Raw genomic sequence first — 21,459 nt, forward strand, 5'->3', positions numbered from 1 at the left:
GCACCTGTTGCTCCTGTCGTACCAGTACTTCCCGTTGCTCCGGTTTCACCTATCGCACCTGTTGCTCCTGTTGCTCCAGTACTACCCGTTGCTCCGGTTTCACCTACGGTACCTGTTGCTCCCGTCGCTCCCGGACTCCCTGTTGCTCCGGTTTCACCTACAGCACCCGTCGCTCCTGTCGCTCCAGTACTTCCTGTCACTCCAGTTTCACCTACTGCTCCGGTTGCTCCCGGACTCCCTGTTGCTCCGGTTTCACCTACAGCACCCGTCGCTCCAGTACTTCCCGTTGCTCCGGTTTCACCTACGGCACCTGTTGCCCCTGTCACTCCAGTACTTCCCGTCGCTCCCGGACTCCCTGTTGCTCCGGTTTCACCTACAGCACCTGTTGCTCCCGTCGCACCAGTACTTCCCGTTGCTCCAGTTTCACCTGTCACTCCAGTGGATCCCGTTGGGCCAGTTGGGCCCGTCGGCCCTGTTACGCCATCAACATACCAGGATTCGGCTACTTGATAAATATCTGCAACGAAAGCAAACCCGGGAGTTCCCTCACCATGATTCATAACCTGAAACGTAAATAAAAATCGAGAGCCCGGAAAAATATCTGAAGAACGAAATGAAGCTGTAACCGAATGATATCGAATGTTCTGCTGCGGAATACCCGATTCAATAGAATGCAAATCAGCAGGCAATGCATAGAGTTCATTATCTAAATAATCCGGCGGAATTGGCATCACAGGATTACCTATTGCATCGATAAGAGTGATACGCATACTGCAAACTTGGTTGCAAAATAGGGTGAAAAAGATAAGATAAGAAATCTCTTCAGTCCCCTCGAGAATTGGCAATGGTACAGACGCCGTAGCAAAACTGCAAACTTCCCCAGCTTTGGCTACTTGCTTGGACCAAATAAATGTCGGGTTGTTTATTTGCTTGAACCACACATTATTGTCACTAGTGAAAGATTCTAGTTTAAGCCATATCTCATTTACATCTACAATATTTACTGCATTCGGGGAATGCCCAGTGATTAATAATACTACAGCCTCGCCAACAGAATCAGCGACAAACACATTCTTATTGCTGCTTGTAATTCGTTGTAAAGGTGTAATTGTCATTCGCAATACCTCTCCATTCAAAACTAAACCATTATCATAACATCTTATGTAAGCAGCTCCAATTTGGAAACCGTTTTGTTTCAGAACCAATTATCGTAGTAATAGGTGCTGCCAATTGAGAGGTAACTGGTTAGTATGGACATGTTGATAGCTTGTTATTTTCACTATGTTCGTAATAAGTGGCGATATTTCTAGAGTCATCCGATCCTGCCCTACTGCAATATGTGGCCCAATGACAGGCTGAACCTCAAGCGTAAGGAGAAAGTCATACCCACGATTATTGGGGTTTTGGTCTATTCTCTCTGCCTTTACAATTTCTATTTCATATGGATACACGACAGGTTCTACCTTCAATATCTTACTGTAGTAAGAATTGACGGCCTCTTGGATTTGGGGCAGAAGCAGAAGCAACAGCATGTCGGGATACAAATCAGAATCTGCCTTTTTAAGCGTTCTATTGACCTCGGCGTTTGCCTGAATGGGCAGGGACAAGACAACTGTGATTAGAATAATGGTTGTAAGAACATGAAATTGTTTCATTTGATTCACCTCATGCAGACTATCTCCAGAATTATGTTCCTCTATACATGTTCAGGTACTATTCAGTTTTATTTGATTTTCACAATGGTTAGCCTGACGGATCTCATCATCTTGGATTGGCTCCTATTCTGTATCATTACGTCGGCATTCGCATTACAGTAACGTATATTTAATCAAAAAAGACAAGCACCTTGACTCCTAATGATAAGGATGTGAGGTGCTTGTCCGTTATTCAATGTATGATCCTACTTTTGTGATATTATTTAAACGAAGCGTATCCTTCATCAGCCATGACGACACTGCCATTAATTGCGCTAGCTTCATCAAGGGAGAGCAAGTATACCGTATCGGCTACTTGTTCAGGCTGTGTCAACTTATTGCCGATAACCTTCGCTTTCATCGCATCTACCATGCCTTGATCTTTGTAGCCTTGAATAATCGGTGTGTCGACAGCACCTGGTGCAACAGCAAGTACTCGAATGCCATATGCAGAGAGTTCCAGTGCAGCGGACTTCGTCATCATGATGACAGCTCCCTTCGTTGCATGGTAGGCGAATGTCCCCGGCGAAGCCAGAAATCCGAACACCGAAGCGGTATTAATAATTACCCCACGAATACCAAGCTCTCTCATCTTGCGTCCAGCTGCAATAATTCCGTACGCAACTCCATGCTGATTCACATTAATCACATCATGGTAATCCTTCAGATTTTGGTCAAGCACAGGAGTCACGCGGCCAATCCCCGCATTATTGAACATCACATCAATTCGGCCGAACGTTTCAACAGCCTTCTCTACGAGTGCTTCTACCTCTTCTAGTTTGGACACGTCAGTTTTGACAAAGATCGCTTCACCGCCCAGTTTTTCAATGAGGGCAACGACTTCTTGTCCTGCTTGTTCATTAAAGTCAGCGACAACAACACGATCCCCTTTTTTGGCGAACTTCAATGCCGTCTCTTTCCCAATTCCACTTGCCCCACCTGTAATAACCGCTACTCTTGTCTCAGCCATGCTCGATTCCTCCTCGTCGAATGTGTACGTGCTTCATTATAACTGTGAGATTATTCATTGACTCTTGCTTCTTGCTATGCCTTTATTGTAACACTCTAGATAATTAACTAAAATTTATATAAACTAATATATAATTAAGTATTACTTAAGTACTGAATTGAGGTGTCTATATGAATATTGAGCAGCTTGAGAACATTGTTGAGGTGGCGAAGACAGGATCTTTAACGAAAGCCGCGCAACAAGCGCATGTAACCCTGTCGGCCATTAGTCAGTCCATTTCCTTGCTGGAATCAGAACTAGGCATTCGAATATTCCAGCGTTCACGTGGACAAGGAGCGGTTCCAACGCCTGAAGGTCAAGCAATTATTGGCATTGCGAGTGAAGTATTAGTGAAGATCAATGAACTAAAAGCAGAAGCACAGTCTTATACCAATACCGTCAACGGGCTATTACGAATAGCCACAATTCCCGGGCCAATGCATTTATTAATCGATGTTATATCCCGTTTCAAGCGCGATTACCCTGCTGTCAAATTCGAAATCATGGAAAAAGGACCCAAAGAAATCGTGGATCTAATCAAGCAGGATAAGATTGATATTGGATTGATCGCTTTATCGGAAAGTCTCCTTCAACAGCAGTGCAATTTAACATTTCAGAGACTGCTCGAAGGCAAGCTTGTCGTCGGGGTGAATGAGCAATCACCACTGCGCTGGGAACATGTGATAACACCAGAGAAGCTAATCAATCAGACGTTCGTCCTCTATGATGATGAACATATTCGGAATTATATGTCACAGTTTGTTAAGGAGCATGGAGAGATTGATATTTTGTTCATCAGCAACAATACGCAAGCGATTCACAATGCGGTAAAAGAAGGAATTGCATTGACGATAGGAATCGATTATTCGTTCAAAAAGGATAGTCAGCAAATCATTCCTATAACCTTGGAAACTCCTCATATAGAGCGATTTTATTATGGCTGGGTGCATGCCTCAGACAAGCAAATTTCGCACGTGGCGAAGCGCTTTCTGAATCGTTTAAAATCCGAACTCTAACACAGTCGTCAAAAAATTACTGTTGACAAACAAATGCATAGGTCTATAATGTGATTTATCACATGAAAGCCCAAAAGCAAAAAAGCAAGAAAGCAAAACAGTAGAATATCAAAAAGCGTAGAACTAATACAGTAGCTGTCTGTGGCGGAAAATCAGAGACTTGGTGGAAGGTGCGAACTAAGCCGGGACATGCAGTGAATTACAATTAGGGAGCTGACTTCGGTCCGGCAATGCCGTTAAATAGATGAGTGAACAAAAGTTATTTTGTTAATCAGGGTGGTACCGCGGAACTTCCGTCCCTATTTGGGGATGGAGGTTCTTTTTTTATATATACAGGTTGTTCAACAAGTCGACTTATGAGCATCAACCACTACAACTACGACATAAAGGAGTGAAACGAACATGAAACGACAAGTATCAATTGGCTTAGCGCTATTACCTATCCTTGCGCTTATGGCTGCGGGTGCTGCCTCGATTTCCATCTGGAAAGCAGGCATGTTCATCCCGCTTATGATTGGCATCATCGTCACCGTTATAGTAGGGGTGATTAGCGGTTATAAATGGGATGAGCTTCAGGACATGATGGTAAACGGCGTATCCAAAGCAATGCCAGCAATATTCATTTTGCTTGTCATCGGGATGATCGTTGGAACATGGATTTCTAGTGGAGTCATACCTACCATGATCTACTACGGCTTATCTTTTATTCATCCTTCATTCTTTGTTCCAGCAGTCGCTATCGTGACTGGCATTGTTGCCATTACGCTCGGCAGTTCCTTCACTTCCATCGCTACGATTGGGTTGGCATTCATGGTCATTGGTGAAGGCATGGGATTCTCCCCCGGCTTAATTGCAGGAGCAGTCATATCAGGAGCATTCTTCGGCGATAAGCTGTCGCCGTTATCCGATACAACGAATATTGCACCAGCAATGGCTGATACGGATCTGTTCAGCCATGTACGACACATGTTATGGGATACGATTCCCGCGTTTGTTATCGCAGTTGCTTTATATGCCCTAGTTGGCACGCGCACAGTAGAAGGTTCGGTCGATACAGCCAATATCGATATGATATTGACCGGAATTCAAAATTCGTTCATTATCCATCCCTTACTGCTGTTGCTGCCTGTTCTTACCATATTCTTAATGATTAAGAAACTTCCGGCTCTGCCGACATTGCTGTTCGTAGGCATCATTGGCGGAATAATCTCTATGGTCGTGCAAGGTGATAGCCTCACATCCATGGTAAACACAATGACGAACGGATTCCATACCGAATCCGGCGTGAAAGCAGTCGATTCCTTATTGAATCGCGGCGGTCTAGTCTCTATGCTGAATACGATCGGGCTGTTGACCATTGCAACTGCACTTGGTGGATTGCTTGAAGGAACATGCATTTTCCAAGCACTTGTCCGGCCAGTCGTATCCAGAATTAAGACTTCAAGTTCGCTCATTGCGACTACTATTGCATCAACCTTCCTTGTAGCCTTTGCAAGTGGAGCGCAATTTCTGGCGATTATATTGCCTACGCGTACATTCGTTCAGACCTACAAGGACATGAATATTGATACGAAAAATTTATCAAGATGTGTGGAAGCCGCCGGAACAGTCGGCATAACACTAGTACCTTGGGGAGTACCCGCTGTGTTCGCAGCAAACATGCTTGGCGTAAGTGCGGAACAATTTATTCCATACATTTTCTTCGCCTTCCTTGTTCCACTTATTAATATCCTATACGGGATCACCGGTTGGACCATTGTGAAGAAGGAATATCCTGTCCACGCGAAGGGTGATCATGTAACAGCAGGAGGAATCGGACATGAATGAGGTTATCGTCAACATTGTTGGAACAGCACAAGATGCTGGGGTACCGCACCCGAATTGTTTTTGTCAGAATTGTATGGCTGCAATGCACAATGGTACGCGCAGACGCGCCGCTTCCTTAGCCATTATCGAACCAGATCGCAAACAATGGCATCTTATAGATGCAACACCAGATATGCGGGAGCAGATGGCTTCCCTACAGATGAAGTACCAGCTTCAAGGGAAACTCATGAGCAGTATCTGGCTGACCCATGCCCATATTGGCCACTACCCTGGGTTGATGTTCTTGGGCAGAGAGGCCATCGGTGCGAGAGGTGTTCCTGTCTTCAGTGGGGATAAAATGAAGGAGATGCTGGAAACCAACGCCCCTTGGTCGCAATTGGTGGAATTAAATAATATACAATTGAACAGCATTCAACACGAGCGGCAAGAGCAGTTGTCTCCTCTCGTTCGAATAACACCGATTGAAGTACCGCATCGCAATGAGCTGTCGGAGACATTCGGGTTCTGGATCGAAGGCCCTTCACGCAAGCTGCTCTACATTCCGGACATCGATCGATGGAACGAATGGGATCGAGATATTTACGACATAGCGAAGGAAGCAGATATCTGCTTATTAGATGGAACATTCCATTCCATTGAAGAAATTGAGCGGATGGGACGCAATTACAAAGAAATCCCCCATCCTGTCATGACCGAAACGATGGATCGGCTGCAAGGATTGGCTGAGCACACTGAGATTTATTTTACACATTTTAATCACACGAATCCTGTCAACGACCGAACGAGTTCTTTCTCAAAGCTCGTACAGGATAGAGCGTTCTATATCGCTGAAGATGGAATGGAACTTAAATTATAAATCGTTGATCGTTCAACAGCACTGCCTTTCTGCAATGATAAGAAGGCGGTGCTGTTTTTTCTCACCTTTGCAGCGCAGGGTTCATTTTTCTGGCTAGCGAAGCTTCTGATTAGAACTTATCCTGCGGCCATATTATGGAGGACAGCACGAATGGAATACATGGATGAATTTCCTAACTTCGACTCAAAATAATGGTTATATATAATCGAATTGATTACTGAGTTGACTCGAGATCGAACAAAGGAGAACAAACCTCATGCCGCGTCATTCTATTACGTTTCTGCAAGCCTGCTTTATTATCATTATGTCTACAGGCCTAATGAATCACGTTACCGTTATTCCTCTACTGCTGCGTGAAGCTCATAAAGACGGTTGGATCAGTGTATTGATTGCACTCGTACTCGCCTTCTGCTGGATTCCGCTGCTTTTGATCACTGTTCGAGCCAAGCCGAATCGCCCCCTACCATTGTTCGCTTGGGTTCATTCGCTAGGTGGCAGCTTTGCCGCATGGATGGTTACAACTTTGATTATTGTGTATTTGTTCTTCTCGGCATTTGTGACATTAGAAGACACGGCAACTTGGACCAAAATCTCATATTTGCCAAATACCCCAACGACAGTAATCGCTGGTTCATTAATTCTCTTGTCCCTCTCCAGTGCCTTAATCGGCATACATTCGATTGCGATCTGTGCCGGCATTCTTCTTCCGATCGTCATTATTCTCGGATATGTCGTAATGAGTGCTAACTTTCAATATAAGGATTATTCGCTTATCTTCCCGATATTCGAACATGGGATTACTCCTATTATAAATGGGCTCATTCTGATTGGAGCTGGCATGGCCGAGCTGATTCTTATCATTTTCTTGCTGCCGCACATGTCAAGTAAACCAAGATTCCGGGGTATGTCTACGCTGGCGTTCATTCTTGCTGGCCTTACAATCGGCCCTTATATCGGCTCTATCGCTAACTTTGGGATTGTAAATGCTTCTTTCATGCGGTATCCGGCCTTCGAGCAGTGGAGAATTGTAACCGCAGGCAAATACATAGAGCATCTTGATTTTTTGTCAATTTATCAATGGTTATCCGGTTCTTTCATCCGAATAGCTTTGGCGATTTTCCTCATTATTGATGCCATCCCACATCGAAGCCATCATACGAGGATCGGTGTTGGCGTGGCGACGGCTGCAATCATATTCCTAGCTGTTGTTGTTTATCGAGATGACATTCAATTCGTCAATCTGTTAAGAATCATCTATTTCCCAAGCGTCACTTATTTGCTTGTATTTCTGTCCGTAATATTCGCTTTTCTCACCTACAACAGACAGCGCAGATACAAAGGAGGGATCGTCCGTGAAACCAAATAAAACGTTGAATCGGCGACCGGATGATTATCCGACAGAAAGCCAGCCGCTCACCCTTCAACAGTTATTTTGTGCATTGGAGAATTGTGCAGATGTTCAGAAGAAAACCTACTCATTTGGATCAAGCATGCGTTCGTACACTGTATCTTTCATCTATTGTGAAGGATTGGCTGACACTAAACAGTTGAATCAATATGTGATCCCCCAGTTGAAAGCCAATTTGGGGGATGCCAATTCTGTGCAGGATCTACTACACAAACATAATAGCTTATTAGCAATCCAGCCTATCGAGGCAAAGAATAGAGTACATGACATAGAGACATTATTGTTTGCTGGACATCTCATTATCGAGTTCAAAGATCTAAACGTCTACTATTCTCTCGATATCGCAGATCCGCCCAATCGAGCTCCCGAAGAATCCAATACCGAAATATCAATCAAAGGACCGAAGGATGGCTTTACGGAGAGCTGTGAAATGAACATTGCGCTTATCCGCAAGCGCTTGCGAACCCGCTCTTTGAAGTGCGAATCCTTTGTCCTCGGTACCCGAAGCCAAACCAAAGTATCTTTACTCTATATAGAGGATATTGCAAATCCAAGCATGATGCGCGATATTAAGCATCGCATCGAAGCAATCGATACAGATGCTATCGTCAGCAGTTCGCAGCTTGGTGAAGCAATTGGCGACTCAACTTATTCCCTGTTTCCTTTACTCGATTACATAGGGAGACCAGACTATGCCGTACAATCCCTAGTCAGGGGCAGATTCATCATCATTGTTGAGGGAACACCCATGGTGCTTATTGGACCTGCAAACTTGGTATTCACGTTAAAATCGCCGGAAGACATCCATTTTCCGTATTTTTTCGTGACGTTTCAAAGGCTGCTGCGGATGATCGGCTTAATGGTCTCTATCTATATGCCAGGATTTTGGATTGCGCTAATTGCGTTCAATTTAGAACAGCTTCCGTTCCCTCTCTTGGCAACTGTAACGAATTCTCGATTAGGGCTTCCACTGTCCGCTCCCATGGAAATGATATTGATGCTTGGTTTATTCGAAATATTCCGCGAAGCAGGCATTCGCCTGCCAAAGGCTGTCGGTCAGACGATTGCCGTCGTAGGTGGGCTCATTGTTGGAGATGCCTCGATTCGAGCGGGTCTTAGCTCCCCAACAACACTGGTCGTCGCGGCCGTTACTGCTGTTGCTACCTTTACTTTGGTTAACCAGTCACTAAGCGGTACGGTCAGCATATTGCGTCTGTTTGTGTTGATCGTGTCGTCCACACTTGGCATGTACGGCTTTTTCATTTCCGTTATGGCCATACTGGTTTATTTGTCGGCACTGCATTCATTCGGCATCCCCTATTTATCGCCATTGTCCCCCCCTATTTTCGGGGATATGCTGAAATCACTTATTGCATTGCCTGTCAGAATTGTGAACCGACGCCCTATCATGCTCCGAACGACTGACAAGACCCGCGAAAGAAAGGAGCCAAAATGAGCGTATTTGATCACGCAATGAACAAATCTCCGTGCAGACACGGTATAAATAAACGATGCTTACTTATCATCGTTCTTTGCCTATTTTTAATACTTACGGGCTGCTGGGACAGTAAAAATGTTCAGGATCTGAACTACGTCACGGCCTTTGGCATTGATTATGATAAAGGGAAGTATATTGTGTACACAAACTCATTGGAGTTCACGAATGTTGCTAAACAAGAAGGAACAAGAACTCCAAGCAAATCACCTACGTGGATTGGACGAGGAGAAGGATATACGCTCGACTCAGCTGTGAACGACATTTATGCCGCTTCCACGCTGCAAATTATTTGGGATCATACGACTGTAATTATTTTCAGTGAGCGTGCCTTACAAAAGGATGTGAATAAGATGGTTGATTCCCTTCTTCGTTTTTCAGGAATTCGATATACTGCGTGGGTGTACGGAACCAAAACCCCAATCGCTGATCTATTCGCGGTAACGATTCCTTTTAATTTGTCCCCCATTGCGTCTATGCTCTACTCTCCGGATGATATACTGAAACAGCAAACGAACATCCCTCCACTGCAGCTTCAGAAAATGGTCGCACAGCTGAATGAGCCGGGAAGCACCGTATTATTGCCCAGCCTTTCCCTGAACAATGAGGAATGGATGAAGGACAAAAAGATAATTAGTCAGCACGAGCTCAATGGAGTGTTCATCCTTCAAAAAGGGAAGTACAAAAGTTGGATGAAACAGGATCAAGTACTAGGCTTGCGATGGATGTCAAATCAAATTCAAAAGGTACACATAGGAGTAGGGCAATCAACTACCCCAGATGCGGTTCTTACAATTAAGAAGCCCAAATCATCAGTGAAGGTATCTCTGCAAAACGGAGTCCCTAAGTTCAACCTCGAAATCGATGTCCAAGGCTCTGTCGAAGAAATTACGGATAATGCGACCAAAGAACATATCGTCGCCTCGGCAAAGGAAAAAATAAAAAACGACATCCAACAAACATTCCAACAGGGATTGAATAGAAAGCTCGACATTTATTCGCTGCAAAATCGTGTATATCGCAAATACATCTCCTTCTGGCAAAAAAACAATAATGGTTCCTTGCTGCAGCTCACACCCAACTCTCTTAAACAGATTGACGTCCATGTCCAGATAAAGGATTCTGGGATGAATCATCTGAGCCGATAAAACAGAGCCCTGACAATTTGTCAGGGCTTGCTTGTATGATTGAAGCTACTGCCCCCACACCTCAAACTCATAGATGCGTGCTGCAGTATCAGATTCTTGTGTCGCCTTGGTTATGTTCAACTTCGCGTAACGTGCTGAAGTTGGTGCAATATTATGTGTCGTCTTGCCAGCACTATTACCGCTTACTGTCACAGCATCCACCCAGTTCACGCCATCTTCACTTAGCTGAATGTTAAAATCTCTTGTATTGAAGTTTGCCGCTTCTCCGCCTTCTTGCGCATGCTTAACGATAAATTTATCAACGGTATACATAGAGCCCAGATCGACCTGCAGCCAGTGAGGCTCAGAGCCCGTTGCACACCATTTGCTATTATTTGCTGTAGTTCCGTCAAATGCCTTGGCAGGTGTCTCACCGGGTACGAAGCGGTCTGCCGTAGCATTTTGATTAAGAGCTAAATTCATTGTTGAAGGGGCCTCTTGCCATGCAAAGCTTGCTTGAGCAGCGGAACTTCGTACCCCATTCGTTCCTAACGCCAACACTTCTAATGTTGTTTGCTGCTCCCCAGAGTTGCGACTCATCGGTTGAACATAATAGGCTGTATTCGGTGTCGCCCCTACGAACTCACGCGTTCCATCCGGCTTCACTCGATAGACTTCATAGGCTTGAACATTGCCACTGGAAGATGCGTTCCAATTCAAACGGGCATCTGCTGTGTTGCCTGAGAAATCGACTTCCTCGATAGCCAAGTTGGTTGCCGCTTCTGGAGCGGACATATCTCCTGTATTTCGAATGGATAATTGCCCAATATTGATCGCGTAGTTGTTAATTGCATTGCTGCTGTCGAACTTCAGTGAAATTGCATCAACAGTTCGACCTGCGAAGTTGCCAACGGATATCTCCTTGGTATTCCATACGCCTGGATCCCCATCCCCTACATCAAAGAACTCGAATTGACCCGGATTATCAGCGAACGAAACGCCAACTTTCATATGAGATGCAGGTTGACCTGTCTTATAGGTAACGGATATTTCCGTATCACCGGATAGCGGTAGATTCGTTCGATAGAGCTTCAGATGCGTTGCGTTCTGTGAACTCAATGAGCCAGACACCTTCAGTGAGCTTCCACCGTAATAAGCTGTACTCCAATCGAAACTCGGCTTCAACGCTGTACCGGAGCTTTCTGTAATCCAACGCCAAGTTGGCAATACATCCTGTAAGCTGCGATTGTTCCATTCCTTCATACTTAAGACGGTACCATCGACTGCAAATTGATTGCCGTGCCCCGTATTAAAGGTAGTCGTGAATGGAAGGTGCTGAATTGATGATTTATCAGCAAAGTAATTAGCGATCCCTTTCCAGCTCGAAGATGTTGTCGTATTGCGTGGGTCGCTGTTCGGACCTACCCAATATTTCATCTCCTTCGTATAGAATTCATCATTGCTTGTTGAACTGCGGTATGCCCAATCTGGCCGATAAATGCCGAGTGAGGTAGCAGGGTTCTGATTGCTTGGGAAGATTCCAGCCCAGTTGACGTTCGTGTTGTAGCCATTCGCCTCTGTATCAATGCCGGCATATAAATCATAAGGATCACGATTTAAGCTGATCGCTTTATTTTTAGAGTTCTGAAGCATCGAAGCGGACCAATTGAAGTTGAGGAACATACTGTCCGCAACCTTTTGCGCACCATTTTGCAGGAACATTTGATTTCGTGCATTTAATTCATTTTGCCAGCTGATGTTGCCGCCGTTCGTCATTGAGTCATACCACATAATCTGCATATTGGACGGCTTATGTGCTTGCAAGTATTGCATAAATTGCTGTATCTTCGTGGCGTCCGCCGAATTGCCGCCAGCTGTCTCTTGGTTGATGAACCAACCATCGAAGCCGAAGTAGCTTGCTGCTTCAATCAGTTTGTCAGCAACAGGGAAGGAACCATCCGGTTTCTGCTGCAGCATTTGTTTTACCCATTGGTATTGGCCACCATATGCAGTTGGAGGGAAGAAGATGGTTCCGAGAATCGGAACTCCATTCTTGTGTGCTGCATCAATGATATCTGCACTTGGCGGAACGATCAGGCCCTCGGAAGCTGATCCTCCCCACAGCACCATAACATCAACATATTGCCAGTAACCGAAGGCATCGGCACGGAACTGCCCTGTACCTTGAGACGGAACACCACTCGTTTTATCATTCAGTGCCGACAATGCAACAAGCCGGGATTGGTCTTGCGCATTCGGATTTACTTTCTGTCCTGTGAACCGATCTGCAAGTGAGATCGTTCCACGGTTGAACTTCGCATCCTTGTCCGTTGTTGGGCTCCACTCTAAGAGAGTAGCTGGATGCCAGTATGAGGTGTGCGGCTGCTCCGCATATGCAGTGGGAGCCATCACCGGGCCGAATGTGGAAATAGCCAGAAGCGAGGTGATGAGTAGAAGCTTCACTTTCTTTTTCATCGTGTTGACCACTGTAAGTCTCCTCCTCGCACCATGAGGTGCTATATTCAAATACAATTTAAATCTACTAGAAATAAAGCGCTTACATAAGTGTAATTAACTTATATTCAATGTATAAAGTATAGTGTGTTTGAATTGTATATCTGGTATTTATATACATTTCAATCAAAATTTAAAACATCCCTCTTTACATGTGCTTGAAAAAGAAATCTCTTGCATTGAGAGGCGATCAGTGTGCTGAAGTCAATTACGAAGATATTGATAATTTAGATATTGGGGGAGTAGCCGTTTACAGTGGTCAACTCAACTGCTTTATACTGTCTGATTTGAGTGTTTACTCTATTCGTTAATTACATGTTCTGTATAGTGCTTCGATGATGGCTAGCGAGACCAACGAGACGAATATCCCCCTGTTCTATTGGTCTCGACCTCAGTAATACCTTCCTACAGAAATTTTCCCTGGCCTGCTCTCTGACAGTCTAGCTCTGCCGAGAAACAACTGCCATACAGAATTAGCCTTACGATTGTTGTGAATCGCTTGAAGCTCTGATTGCAAACAAGCCGGAAAGTGCAGCAGCTATCCCACAAGCACATAAGACCAGAAATAAATTGATCTGTGTTTGATTCATCACCAGTGCTGCTATCATTGGGCCGGCAGCCACGCCGACAAAGCGCATACTGCTGTACAAGGAACTAATCGTACCTCTATGCTTCTTTTCAATGCTTGCGGTTATAAAGGAATCGAGACAGGGCAAGGATGCTCCTATTCCGAGGAAAGCAGCGCTTAGCCAAATGAACAGGGGTACAACAGATTTCGTTAGTATGCACATGCCAAGTCCTACTGCTGTTAAGGCCAACCCGCACACAATGATCCATTTCATTGCGATTTTATTACTTCCTATGCATTTTCCAGCAATAAAAGAGGAAGTACTCAATACAGCCAACGGTATTGCAAGCAGCAAACCCTTTACAATGCCCTTATACCCATGCTTGTCTTCCAGCGATTCCGATAAATAAAATAACGAACTGAACAGCATGAACATGCCGAGTCCCCCGATAACAAATATGGCGATTAACCAACGCGAATTCTCTCGAATCAACTTCATCACTTGTATTAAAAAGTCGCGAACGGGTATTGGTTCGGAATCAGAATCAGATTCTTTGGGCTGTTTGACAAAAAAAAGGACGAGCAGAATCGAAATTAGACACAATACTGGAATGGCCCAAAAAGGAAGATGCCAAACGATTGCTACCAGAGCGGTTCCCAAAATAGGGCTCAATACTTTGCCGCATGTATTGGCCGTTTCGATAATGCCGAGACCGCTGCTCACATCTTCTTCGCTTTTGAACATATCCCCTACCAACGGCAGAACGATGGGCATTGCTCCAGCAGCGCCAATCCCCTGCAGAACCCTTCCCAATAAAATGACAGAATAGGAATGATCCATCCAGACCGCTGCTGCACCGCACACACTACCTCCAATGCCTGTTATGATAAGGCTGGGAATAATGACTGCCTTGCGGCCAATTCGATCAGATAAATAGCCGGCAATAGGAATGAGGAAAATCGCCATTACGGAATATACGGTAATGAGCAGGCTTGTTTGGAATGAGCTAACCTTCAACTGTCTCCTGATTTCAGGCAATACGGGGATTAGCATTGAATTGCCTAAGGTCATTATCAAAGGAATTGATGAAAGTGCTAATAAGTCAAAACGTTTGTCAGCTTGCACTTGGGCACACCTCCGTGGGATATCCACGTCATTTTAGATTTATTGTACACTTCCTCAAACCTTTTATTCTCTAATTCCGATAAAATAAAACGGATTTAAACGAGGTAATGGTACATCTCAAGAACACTTATGGCTTTAATACGACCTTTACGCATTCTTCCTCATGATTATTGAAAATACGGTACGCATGGCTTGCTTGATCCAACGGCATTCGATGCGTAATGATGGCTGTGGGATCAAAACTGCCCTCCATTATTTTGTTATACAGTCCCGGCATATGATGGATCACTGGTGCCTGTCCCATTTTTAGTGTAATATTCCTTGCAAAAAAGGCACCAAGTGGAAACAAATTATAATTGCCTCCGTATACACCCGTTATCTGGACTGTGCCGCATTTGCGAACCGCTTTCGTTGATATTTGGATCGGTCCAAGCGTTCCCCCCTGCAGCTTCAGCTTCTGCTCGATATATTCAAGTGTTGATTTCTTCCCGTCCATACCAACGCAATCAATGACTACTTCGGCTCCCCCATGTGTAATTTCCTTTAAATGCTCCCCCATATCATCGTGCTTCGTGAAATCAAACGTCTCGACACGATTTATTTGCTTGGCACGTTCCATTCGATAAGTAAGATGATCAACAGCTATGACGCGTTCGGCCCCTTTCATCCAAGCAAAGCGTTGGGCCATCAATCCTACAGGACCGCATCCAAGTACAATTACGGTGTCGCCTGCTTTAACACCTGCATGTTCCACACTCCAATAGGCTGTCGGAAGCACATCAGATAGGAATAGAAGCGACTCATCTTCAAGCTCGCAGGACGGGGGGATAACGAACGGCGTAAAATTGCCAAAAGGCACTCGAAGGTATTCCGCTTGACCGCCGGGGTAATTGCCGAACTTCTCAGAATATCCGAAATAGCCGCCCGAATCATAATGGGGATTACTATTATCGCACTGGCTCTCCAAATTGTGCGTGCAGTAATGGCATTGACCACAGGCTACAGTAAAGGGGATTACTACACGATCACCCTTCTTCACTCGAGCTACTTCCGATCCTACCTCTTCCACAATTCCCATTGGTTCGTGACCGATGATATAGCCTTTTGGCAGTGGAAAATTTCCTTGATATAAATGAAGATCTGATCCGCAAATGGATGTGCTTGTAATCCGCACGATAATATCATCTTTCTTTTCAATCTTCGCGTCATCTACGTTTTTTACTTCGATTGAATTTGCTCCCTGATATGTTACGGCTTTCATCGTGATGCACCTCGCTATGGTTGTATGTTATTCCGTTATTGAGACAATATAATCATCGATATTATGTATCAGGGTCAGTAAGTTATTCAAAATAACACGGACTTCTATATTGGCATGAAAAAAGCCGCGCTGAGGCGGCCTGTATTCTATCGTATGAATATGAAAAATTAGCGCCATGTTAGGTCTACAACTACAGGCAAATGGTCGGATGGAAACTGACCGTTATCCTGATCCGAAAGAATTGCATATTGAAGAACGTCGGCATGCTCGTTCACAAATACATAGTCAATAGGCGAATCTAGCTCATCCCCGTTATCCCCTTTGAATACTGGTCCATTGTAGTATAGACAGTTGATTAATTGTGTCAACTGATAACCGTGGAACGTGAATGATGGCCCAATGTGGGAGTTCTTAGCGGCGTATCGCGAATCCCTCAGCACCGCTTTGCCGTTAGCCTTGCCCGTCGTGAGAATCTGATAGGGTTCGGACGATTCCGTGCAGTTGAAGTCTCCTGTTACTACTACCGGTCCATTACCCGCCAATTCGGGAATCCGATTCAAGATCATATAGGCACTCTGCTTCATCGCAACGGTTCCAATATGATCAAGATGCGTATTGAAATGTATGAACTTGGTTCCTGTCAGCTTGTCCAAAAACTGAACCCACGTCAGAATGCGTGGACAAGCGGCATCCCATCCGAGTTTTCCTGGGATTTCGGGTGTCTCGGATAGCCAAAACGTTCCGTACTCTAGCGGCTCAAGACGATTCTTGCGATAGAATATGGCAACGAATTCTCCTGTGTCTGCACCATCGTCCCTGCCTGCCCCAATCCAGCCGAACTCAGGAAGCATTTGTTCCAAATCAGCAACCTGATGCCTCAATGCCTCTTGTGTGCCTACCACATCTATCTGATGGTAACGAATCATGCTAGCCACCATACCTGACCTGCGGCTCCAGCTATTCTCACAATCTTGTTTGTAAGCGTTGTCATACTTGACGTTAAAAGTCATGAATCTAATATGCTGCTCTCCAACATTGCTCTTCATACTCTTCTGCACTCCTCCTGATGCTAAGCTACATATGCATTAGTCCAATTCATGGAGCTAAAAATAACTCCATAAGTATGTTCATTATCGCATGATTGAAATCGGAATGCCAGATTGCCATGTTAACGGATGAGAGGGATAGAAGTAGTGCCTGAACCCGCTGACGATAATAATAGTCTTATTGCTCATGCAACGGGTACTTGCATGGCTCTGCGTGGAGACAAGACCGAAGGAAGATAACACAGGAAAACGGCACATTCGATTAAATGTGCCGTTCATGCATTAACCTCGCAACACCTAATTCGTCATGATCTCGGCCGGTGAACTTTATGCTTTCGAGCGAGTTAATAAATACAGAAAGTAAGGGGCGCCAATTACAGCGACGACAATTCCCGTGGGCACTTCTGATGGCTGTAATATCCATCGTCCAATTGTATCTGCCGTAATCACAAGCAAGGAACCGGCTAAAGCCGAAGTCGGCAGAAGGAGTTGGTGTTTGGGACCCACAAGTCGTCTAGCTAAATGCGGTCCAATGAGCCCCACAAAGCCGATGCCACCGCTTACCGCCACACATGAGCCTGCCAATCCTACTGCCGCTGCCAACAGCAAAATTTGTTCTCTCGATACATATGCCCCCAGCCCAGTTGCCGTCTGTTCACCCAAGTTTAGAACATTCATGATTCGAGCTTTGTAGAATATGTATGGCAATAACACTACGATGAATGGAAGCAGTGCAAGTACATACTTCCAATTCGTTCCCCAGATGCTTCCGGCAAGCCATGTCGCCATCGTTTGATATTTTTCGGGACTAAGCTTCAATGTCAGTACGATCATAGCTGCACTGATGCCGGCAGCTACCGCTATACCAGTTAACAGTAATCGCGTAGGCGATATATTCTCATGCCGTTTGAAGGATAACAAGCAGATGAGCGCTGCTGTAAGTCCAGCCCCAAGCCACGCGAACACTGGCAATAAATAGATCGGAGCCTGTGCAGTTGATGGGTAAAACGAGATGAACAACATTACGGCGAGACCAGCGCCCGCATTAATGCCTAAAATGCCCGGATCAGCCAATGCATTACGCGATATGGCCTGCATGACACAGCCGGATACCGCCAGACCTGCACCGATTAGCAAAGAAATAACAATGCGCGGTAATCGGAAGTCAAATAGGATTAGCTCTTCTTTTTTTGTTCCTGTACCGAACAATGTACGCAGCAAATCCATGGGGGATAAGCGAATAAATCCTGTATTCATGCTAATGATAACCATAATGACAATAAGTACAGCTATCGTAATCATAATCGCTATGCTCCGCTGCTTCTTTCGTTTTTGAATCATCGGTAAAGATAGACTTGTCATCGTTTACAGCCCCCTCCTTTCCTTGCGTGCCAAGAAGAGGAAGAAGGGTACACCGATTAAAGCGATTAATGCCCCAACAGGTGTTTCGTATGGAGGATTCACCATGCGAGCGGCAAGATCAGCGAATATAACCAGCAAGCTGCCAAGCAAGGCTGAGCATGGGATAATCCAGCGATAATCCACGCCAACTAAATAACGGGTAACATGTGGAATAATCAAGCCTACAAAGCCAACAGCTCCAACAACAGATACGGCTGCGCCAGCCAAAATAAGCACAATGACCGTGCCTGCCAATCTTACGAGGCGTGTTCTCTGCCCCAGTCCCTTGGCGATCTCCTCTCCAAGACTGAGCATTGTAATCGAACGTGATAATACAATCGCCCCTACAAGAGCAGCTGCAATCCACGGAAACATCACTTCTAGCTGCGGCCATTTCGTGCCCGCTACTCCACCGGCGTACCAAAAAGCCAAATCCTGTCCAATTCGATAATATAATGCGATGCCTTCGCTCAGTGCGGATAAGAGAGCACTGAGCGCTGCCCCAGCCAATACCATTCGAACAGGGGTTAGTCCTCCCCTAGCTAATGAACCAATTCCATACACGAGCCCTGCGCCCAAGCCTGCGCCAAGAAAAGAATACAAAATTAAATACATGTAAGGCAGGCCTGGAAAAAATGCAAAGCATATGGCCAGCATGAACCCAGAACCCGCATTCAGGCCAAGCAAGCCTGAATCCGCCAGCGGATTGCGAGTCATGCCTTGCATAATAGCTCCGGCAACTGCGAAGCAGGCTCCTACCAACGCCCCCCCCAATACACGCGGCAGTCTAATTTCTTGAATAATTTGATGCTGTGTTACTTCTGGATTGAAGCGAAAAATCGCCTCCCATACGGTAGACATCTGAATATCTGCCGCACCGAACGATACAGATATAGCGATCCCTAACAGCAATGCGAAGGAACCGCCAATAAGAATAAGTGTTGCTGCCATTGGACGTGAGCGAAATTCAAATGCTTGCGATGCAGCTTCCTTAGGTAAAGACTTAGCCACTTGCCCCATACATGCCACCCTTGCTGTTTCTAAATTATAATGATATTGATTATCATTTGCATTAAGATATATTTTAGGACATTTTTCCTCTTGTGGCAATGGAGAAAATGAATTGATTTTTTGTACAATTGTTACTACTCATTCAGTTCATATCCGTCTTTTTTCAAATAGATGCGGACTAAATTTCCCATTTTCCAATCGTCATCCACGACCAAAAATTTGCCGCTGTGCATGGTCTCCTCCTCGATGTTCAAGCTTTGTATATTACAATACTGCATAAATTTGTGTTTTTTATAAATCTCCATCATTTCTCCATATTTGCTGTCTATACTGAGACTGAATTCTACAAGAATGATAATTCAGGAGGCATGGAATTGAAAAGCTTATTCTCAACTCGCAATCGGATGCTCCAAACCATGGTCGTCACCGGGATAATTGCATTACTTGCAAGTGGATGCTGGAACGGAGGAACTGCCAAGGATCATACCAACATGGATCATGCATCTATGTCGAACAAACAAGATTCGAAGCTTACATCGAATACTGACACAGATACAGTAAAAGAAATAGTGAAGCGTACTGTAACTACACCTACTGTTGATGGCACATCCCTAACCATTACTGCTCAACCAAGTAACTTGGAAGTATCCAATGGGGTGGTGCTGCCCGTTTGGACATTTAACAATTCTGTTCCTGGGCCGCAGATTCGAGTAAAGGTTGGCGATACTGTCAAGATTAAGCTGGAAAATGAATTGCCGGAGCCTGTATCAATCCATTGGCATGGATATCCCGTTCCCAATGGTATGGATGGTATTCCTGGCGTCACCCAAGATGCTGTTGTTCCTGGGAAGTCCTTCATCTATGAGTTCAAAGCAACGGTACCGGGAACGTATTGGTACCATTCGCATCAAGACAGTGTAAATCAAGTAGACAAAGGACTGTATGGCTCGCTCATCGTCGAAGATCCGAAGGAGCAAGTTGATCGAGATTATACGCTTGTGCTGGATGAATGGATAAGCACGGGAAAGATGGATACGGAGCGAGCAGATGAAAATCAATCGAATAATCAATCAGATATGTCAGGCATGGATCACTCCAAGATGAATATGTCGAAATCCGGCATGAGTGGCATGGATCATGGTACGATGTCAATGGGCGGGCATGATATGAGCATGTACGACCTGTTCACTATGAATGGAAAATCGGGTGATGCAATAGAACCGCTCATGGTCAAGCAAGGAGAGAAGGTTCGGATTCGCTTAATCAATGCCGGATATCTCTCACATCAGATGCACCTGCAAGGGCATGAATTCAAGGTCATCGCTATGGATGGTCAATCCGTCAACAGTCCTGCTGTCATTCAAGATCAAGTGATATCAATTGCGCCTGGCGAACGGTACGACCTTGAGTTCGTTGCTGACAACCCCGGTACGTGGCTGTTGGATGAGCACAGCAAAGAGGAACGAGCTCGCAATATGAGGGCTGTCATTCATTATGAGGACTTCACGCAGCAGGCTGCCAAATCCGATGCATGGGAAACCCTGCCTCAGTTCAATCTCGCTGCGTATGGCAAGATGGCGGAAACGGCATTCACACTCGACCAGACGTATGATCAGCAGGTCATGATGAATCTAAACACAGAGATGCGAAATGGCGAGATGGTTTATACCATTAACGGCAAGGTATTTCCGGACACAGACAAAATCAAAGTTGCCAAGGGTGACAAAGTCATGGTTACCTTCGTCAATCAATCGCCAACCGATGATCATCCCATGCATTTGCATGGACATTTCTTTCAGGTATTGAGCAGAAACGGGCAGCCTTTACAAGGCTCTCCTGTCGTCAAGGATACATTGAACGTTAAACCCGGTGAGCAGTATGTTATCGCTTTTGAAGCAGATAATCCCGGAGATTGGATGTTCCATTGCCATGACCTGCATCATGCTTCGGCAGGCATGGTGACAGATGTTACATACAAAGACTATAAGAGTACGTATGTACCTGATCCGAATGTACCCAATAAACCTGAATAATGAAGGAAATAAACACAGCCAAGCCGAATGAATCCCTTCCCATAGGCTTGGCTGTTCGTATTATGTA

17 protein-coding genes and 1 other annotated feature are annotated in these 21,459 nt (G+C 45.1%); of the genes, 7 read left to right on the forward strand and 10 right to left on the reverse strand.

Going from position 1 to position 21,459, the window contains the following annotated elements; translation table 11 throughout:
- The 3 genes from BP95_RS33465 to BP95_RS0103470 form a co-directional block, all read right to left on the reverse strand.
- The coding region (locus BP95_RS33465; protein ID WP_197035275.1) for a collagen-like domain-containing protein at positions 1–1,115 on the reverse strand (1,115 nt) is incomplete at its 3' end.
- A 90-nt stretch (positions 1,116–1,205) separates the two neighbouring features.
- Complete coding sequence (locus BP95_RS0103465; protein ID WP_021254719.1) at positions 1,206–1,655, reverse strand: DUF3888 domain-containing protein; 450 nt, start codon at positions 1,653–1,655, stop codon at positions 1,206–1,208.
- 259 nt (positions 1,656–1,914) lie between these two features.
- Positions 1,915–2,664: an SDR family NAD(P)-dependent oxidoreductase gene (locus BP95_RS0103470; protein ID WP_021254718.1), complete on the reverse strand. Its 750-nt coding sequence runs from the start codon at positions 2,662–2,664 to the stop codon at positions 1,915–1,917.
- Positions 2,665–2,834: 170 nt separating this feature from the next.
- Between BP95_RS0103470 and BP95_RS0103475 the strand changes: the two genes are divergently transcribed.
- From BP95_RS0103475 to BP95_RS0103500, 6 genes are all read left to right on the forward strand, one after another.
- Positions 2,835–3,719 carry a LysR family transcriptional regulator gene (locus BP95_RS0103475; RefSeq protein ID WP_028531413.1) on the forward strand — a complete coding sequence of 295 codons (885 nt, stop codon included), beginning with the start codon at positions 2,835–2,837 and terminating at the stop codon, positions 3,717–3,719.
- Positions 3,720–3,828: 109 nt separating this feature from the next.
- Positions 3,829–4,023 (forward strand) — a binding site (T-box leader).
- Positions 4,024–4,121: 98 nt separating this feature from the next.
- Complete coding sequence (nhaC, locus tag BP95_RS29460; protein WP_021254716.1) at positions 4,122–5,546, forward strand: Na+/H+ antiporter NhaC; 1,425 nt, start codon at positions 4,122–4,124, stop codon at positions 5,544–5,546.
- Positions 5,539–6,402 carry an MBL fold metallo-hydrolase gene (locus tag BP95_RS0103485; protein WP_021254715.1) on the forward strand — a complete coding sequence of 288 codons (864 nt, stop codon included), beginning with the start codon at positions 5,539–5,541 and terminating at the stop codon, positions 6,400–6,402. The genes nhaC and BP95_RS0103485 overlap by 8 nt, the downstream gene beginning before the upstream one ends.
- A 256-nt stretch (positions 6,403–6,658) precedes the next feature.
- Entirely contained in the window at positions 6,659–7,768 is a 1,110-nt protein-coding gene (locus tag BP95_RS0103490; protein ID WP_021254714.1) for an endospore germination permease, read from the forward strand.
- Positions 7,755–9,266, forward strand: a complete 1,512-nt coding sequence (locus BP95_RS0103495; RefSeq protein ID WP_021254713.1) for a spore germination protein — start codon at positions 7,755–7,757, stop codon at positions 9,264–9,266. Before BP95_RS0103490 ends, BP95_RS0103495 begins: the two co-directional genes overlap by 14 nt.
- Positions 9,263–10,453 carry a Ger(x)C family spore germination protein gene (locus BP95_RS0103500; protein WP_028531415.1) on the forward strand — a complete coding sequence of 397 codons (1,191 nt, stop codon included), beginning with the start codon at positions 9,263–9,265 and terminating at the stop codon, positions 10,451–10,453. Before BP95_RS0103495 ends, BP95_RS0103500 begins: the two co-directional genes overlap by 4 nt.
- 45 nt (positions 10,454–10,498) lie before the next feature.
- Here the strand turns inward: BP95_RS0103500 and BP95_RS0103505 are convergent, their stop codons facing one another.
- The 7 genes from BP95_RS0103505 to BP95_RS33470 form a co-directional block, all read right to left on the reverse strand.
- Positions 10,499–12,919 (reverse strand): endo-beta-N-acetylglucosaminidase, encoded by a 2,421-nt coding sequence (locus BP95_RS0103505; RefSeq protein WP_021254711.1) that lies wholly within the window; start codon positions 12,917–12,919, stop codon positions 10,499–10,501.
- A gap of 506 nt (positions 12,920–13,425) precedes the next feature.
- Positions 13,426–14,640, reverse strand: coding sequence for an MFS transporter (locus BP95_RS0103510; RefSeq protein WP_021254710.1), 1,215 nt, complete (start codon positions 14,638–14,640; stop codon positions 13,426–13,428).
- Between the two features lie 127 nt (positions 14,641–14,767).
- On the reverse strand, positions 14,768–15,901 hold the full coding sequence (locus BP95_RS0103515; RefSeq protein ID WP_021254709.1) for a zinc-dependent alcohol dehydrogenase: 1,134 nt from the start codon (positions 15,899–15,901) through the stop codon (positions 14,768–14,770).
- 167 nt (positions 15,902–16,068) lie between these two features.
- Positions 16,069–16,947, reverse strand: a complete 879-nt coding sequence (locus BP95_RS0103520) for an endonuclease/exonuclease/phosphatase family protein (protein ID WP_021254708.1) — start codon at positions 16,945–16,947, stop codon at positions 16,069–16,071.
- Between the two features lie 327 nt (positions 16,948–17,274).
- A complete protein-coding gene (locus tag BP95_RS0103525) occupies positions 17,275–18,309 on the reverse strand; it encodes a FecCD family ABC transporter permease (protein WP_028531417.1) in 1,035 nt (344 codons plus the stop codon).
- Between the two features lie 3 nt (positions 18,310–18,312).
- Complete coding sequence (locus BP95_RS0103530; protein ID WP_021254707.1) at positions 18,313–19,368, reverse strand: FecCD family ABC transporter permease; 1,056 nt, start codon at positions 19,366–19,368, stop codon at positions 18,313–18,315.
- 125 nt (positions 19,369–19,493) lie between these two features.
- A complete protein-coding gene (locus tag BP95_RS33470; RefSeq protein WP_139170687.1) occupies positions 19,494–19,592 on the reverse strand; it encodes a response regulator in 99 nt (32 codons plus the stop codon).
- A 135-nt stretch (positions 19,593–19,727) separates the two neighbouring features.
- Between BP95_RS33470 and BP95_RS0103540 the strand changes: the two genes are divergently transcribed.
- Positions 19,728–21,392 carry a multicopper oxidase family protein gene (locus BP95_RS0103540; RefSeq protein ID WP_021254705.1) on the forward strand — a complete coding sequence of 555 codons (1,665 nt, stop codon included), beginning with the start codon at positions 19,728–19,730 and terminating at the stop codon, positions 21,390–21,392.
- Positions 21,393–21,459: the final 67 nt, after the last annotated feature.

The sequence above is a fragment of the Paenibacillus sp. UNC217MF genome, from assembly GCF_000686865.1.
Lineage (GTDB): Bacteria > Bacillota > Bacilli > Paenibacillales > Paenibacillaceae > Paenibacillus_B > Paenibacillus_B suaedae.

Coding starts and splice junctions, on each gene's coding strand:
- BP95_RS0103525 (WP_028531417.1), bottom strand. CDS start 18,309: ATGACAAGTCTATCTTTACCGATGATTCAAAAACGAAAGAAGCAGCGG.
- nhaC (WP_021254716.1), top strand. CDS start 4,122: ATGAAACGACAAGTATCAATTGGCTTAGCGCTATTACCTATCCTTGCG.
- BP95_RS0103500 (WP_028531415.1), top strand. CDS start 9,263: ATGAGCGTATTTGATCACGCAATGAACAAATCTCCGTGCAGACACGGT.
- BP95_RS33470 (WP_139170687.1), bottom strand. CDS start 19,592: ATGCACAGCGGCAAATTTTTGGTCGTGGATGACGATTGGAAAATGGGA.
- BP95_RS0103490 (WP_021254714.1), top strand. CDS start 6,659: ATGCCGCGTCATTCTATTACGTTTCTGCAAGCCTGCTTTATTATCATT.
- BP95_RS0103485 (WP_021254715.1), top strand. CDS start 5,539: ATGAATGAGGTTATCGTCAACATTGTTGGAACAGCACAAGATGCTGGG.
- BP95_RS0103540 (WP_021254705.1), top strand. CDS start 19,728: ATGGAATTGAAAAGCTTATTCTCAACTCGCAATCGGATGCTCCAAACC.
- BP95_RS0103530 (WP_021254707.1), bottom strand. CDS start 19,368: ATGGGGCAAGTGGCTAAGTCTTTACCTAAGGAAGCTGCATCGCAAGCA.
- BP95_RS0103470 (WP_021254718.1), bottom strand. CDS start 2,664: ATGGCTGAGACAAGAGTAGCGGTTATTACAGGTGGGGCAAGTGGAATT.
- BP95_RS0103520 (WP_021254708.1), bottom strand. CDS start 16,947: ATGAAGAGCAATGTTGGAGAGCAGCATATTAGATTCATGACTTTTAAC.
- BP95_RS0103475 (WP_028531413.1), top strand. CDS start 2,835: ATGAATATTGAGCAGCTTGAGAACATTGTTGAGGTGGCGAAGACAGGA.
- BP95_RS0103465 (WP_021254719.1), bottom strand. CDS start 1,655: ATGAAACAATTTCATGTTCTTACAACCATTATTCTAATCACAGTTGTC.
- BP95_RS0103515 (WP_021254709.1), bottom strand. CDS start 15,901: ATGAAAGCCGTAACATATCAGGGAGCAAATTCAATCGAAGTAAAAAAC.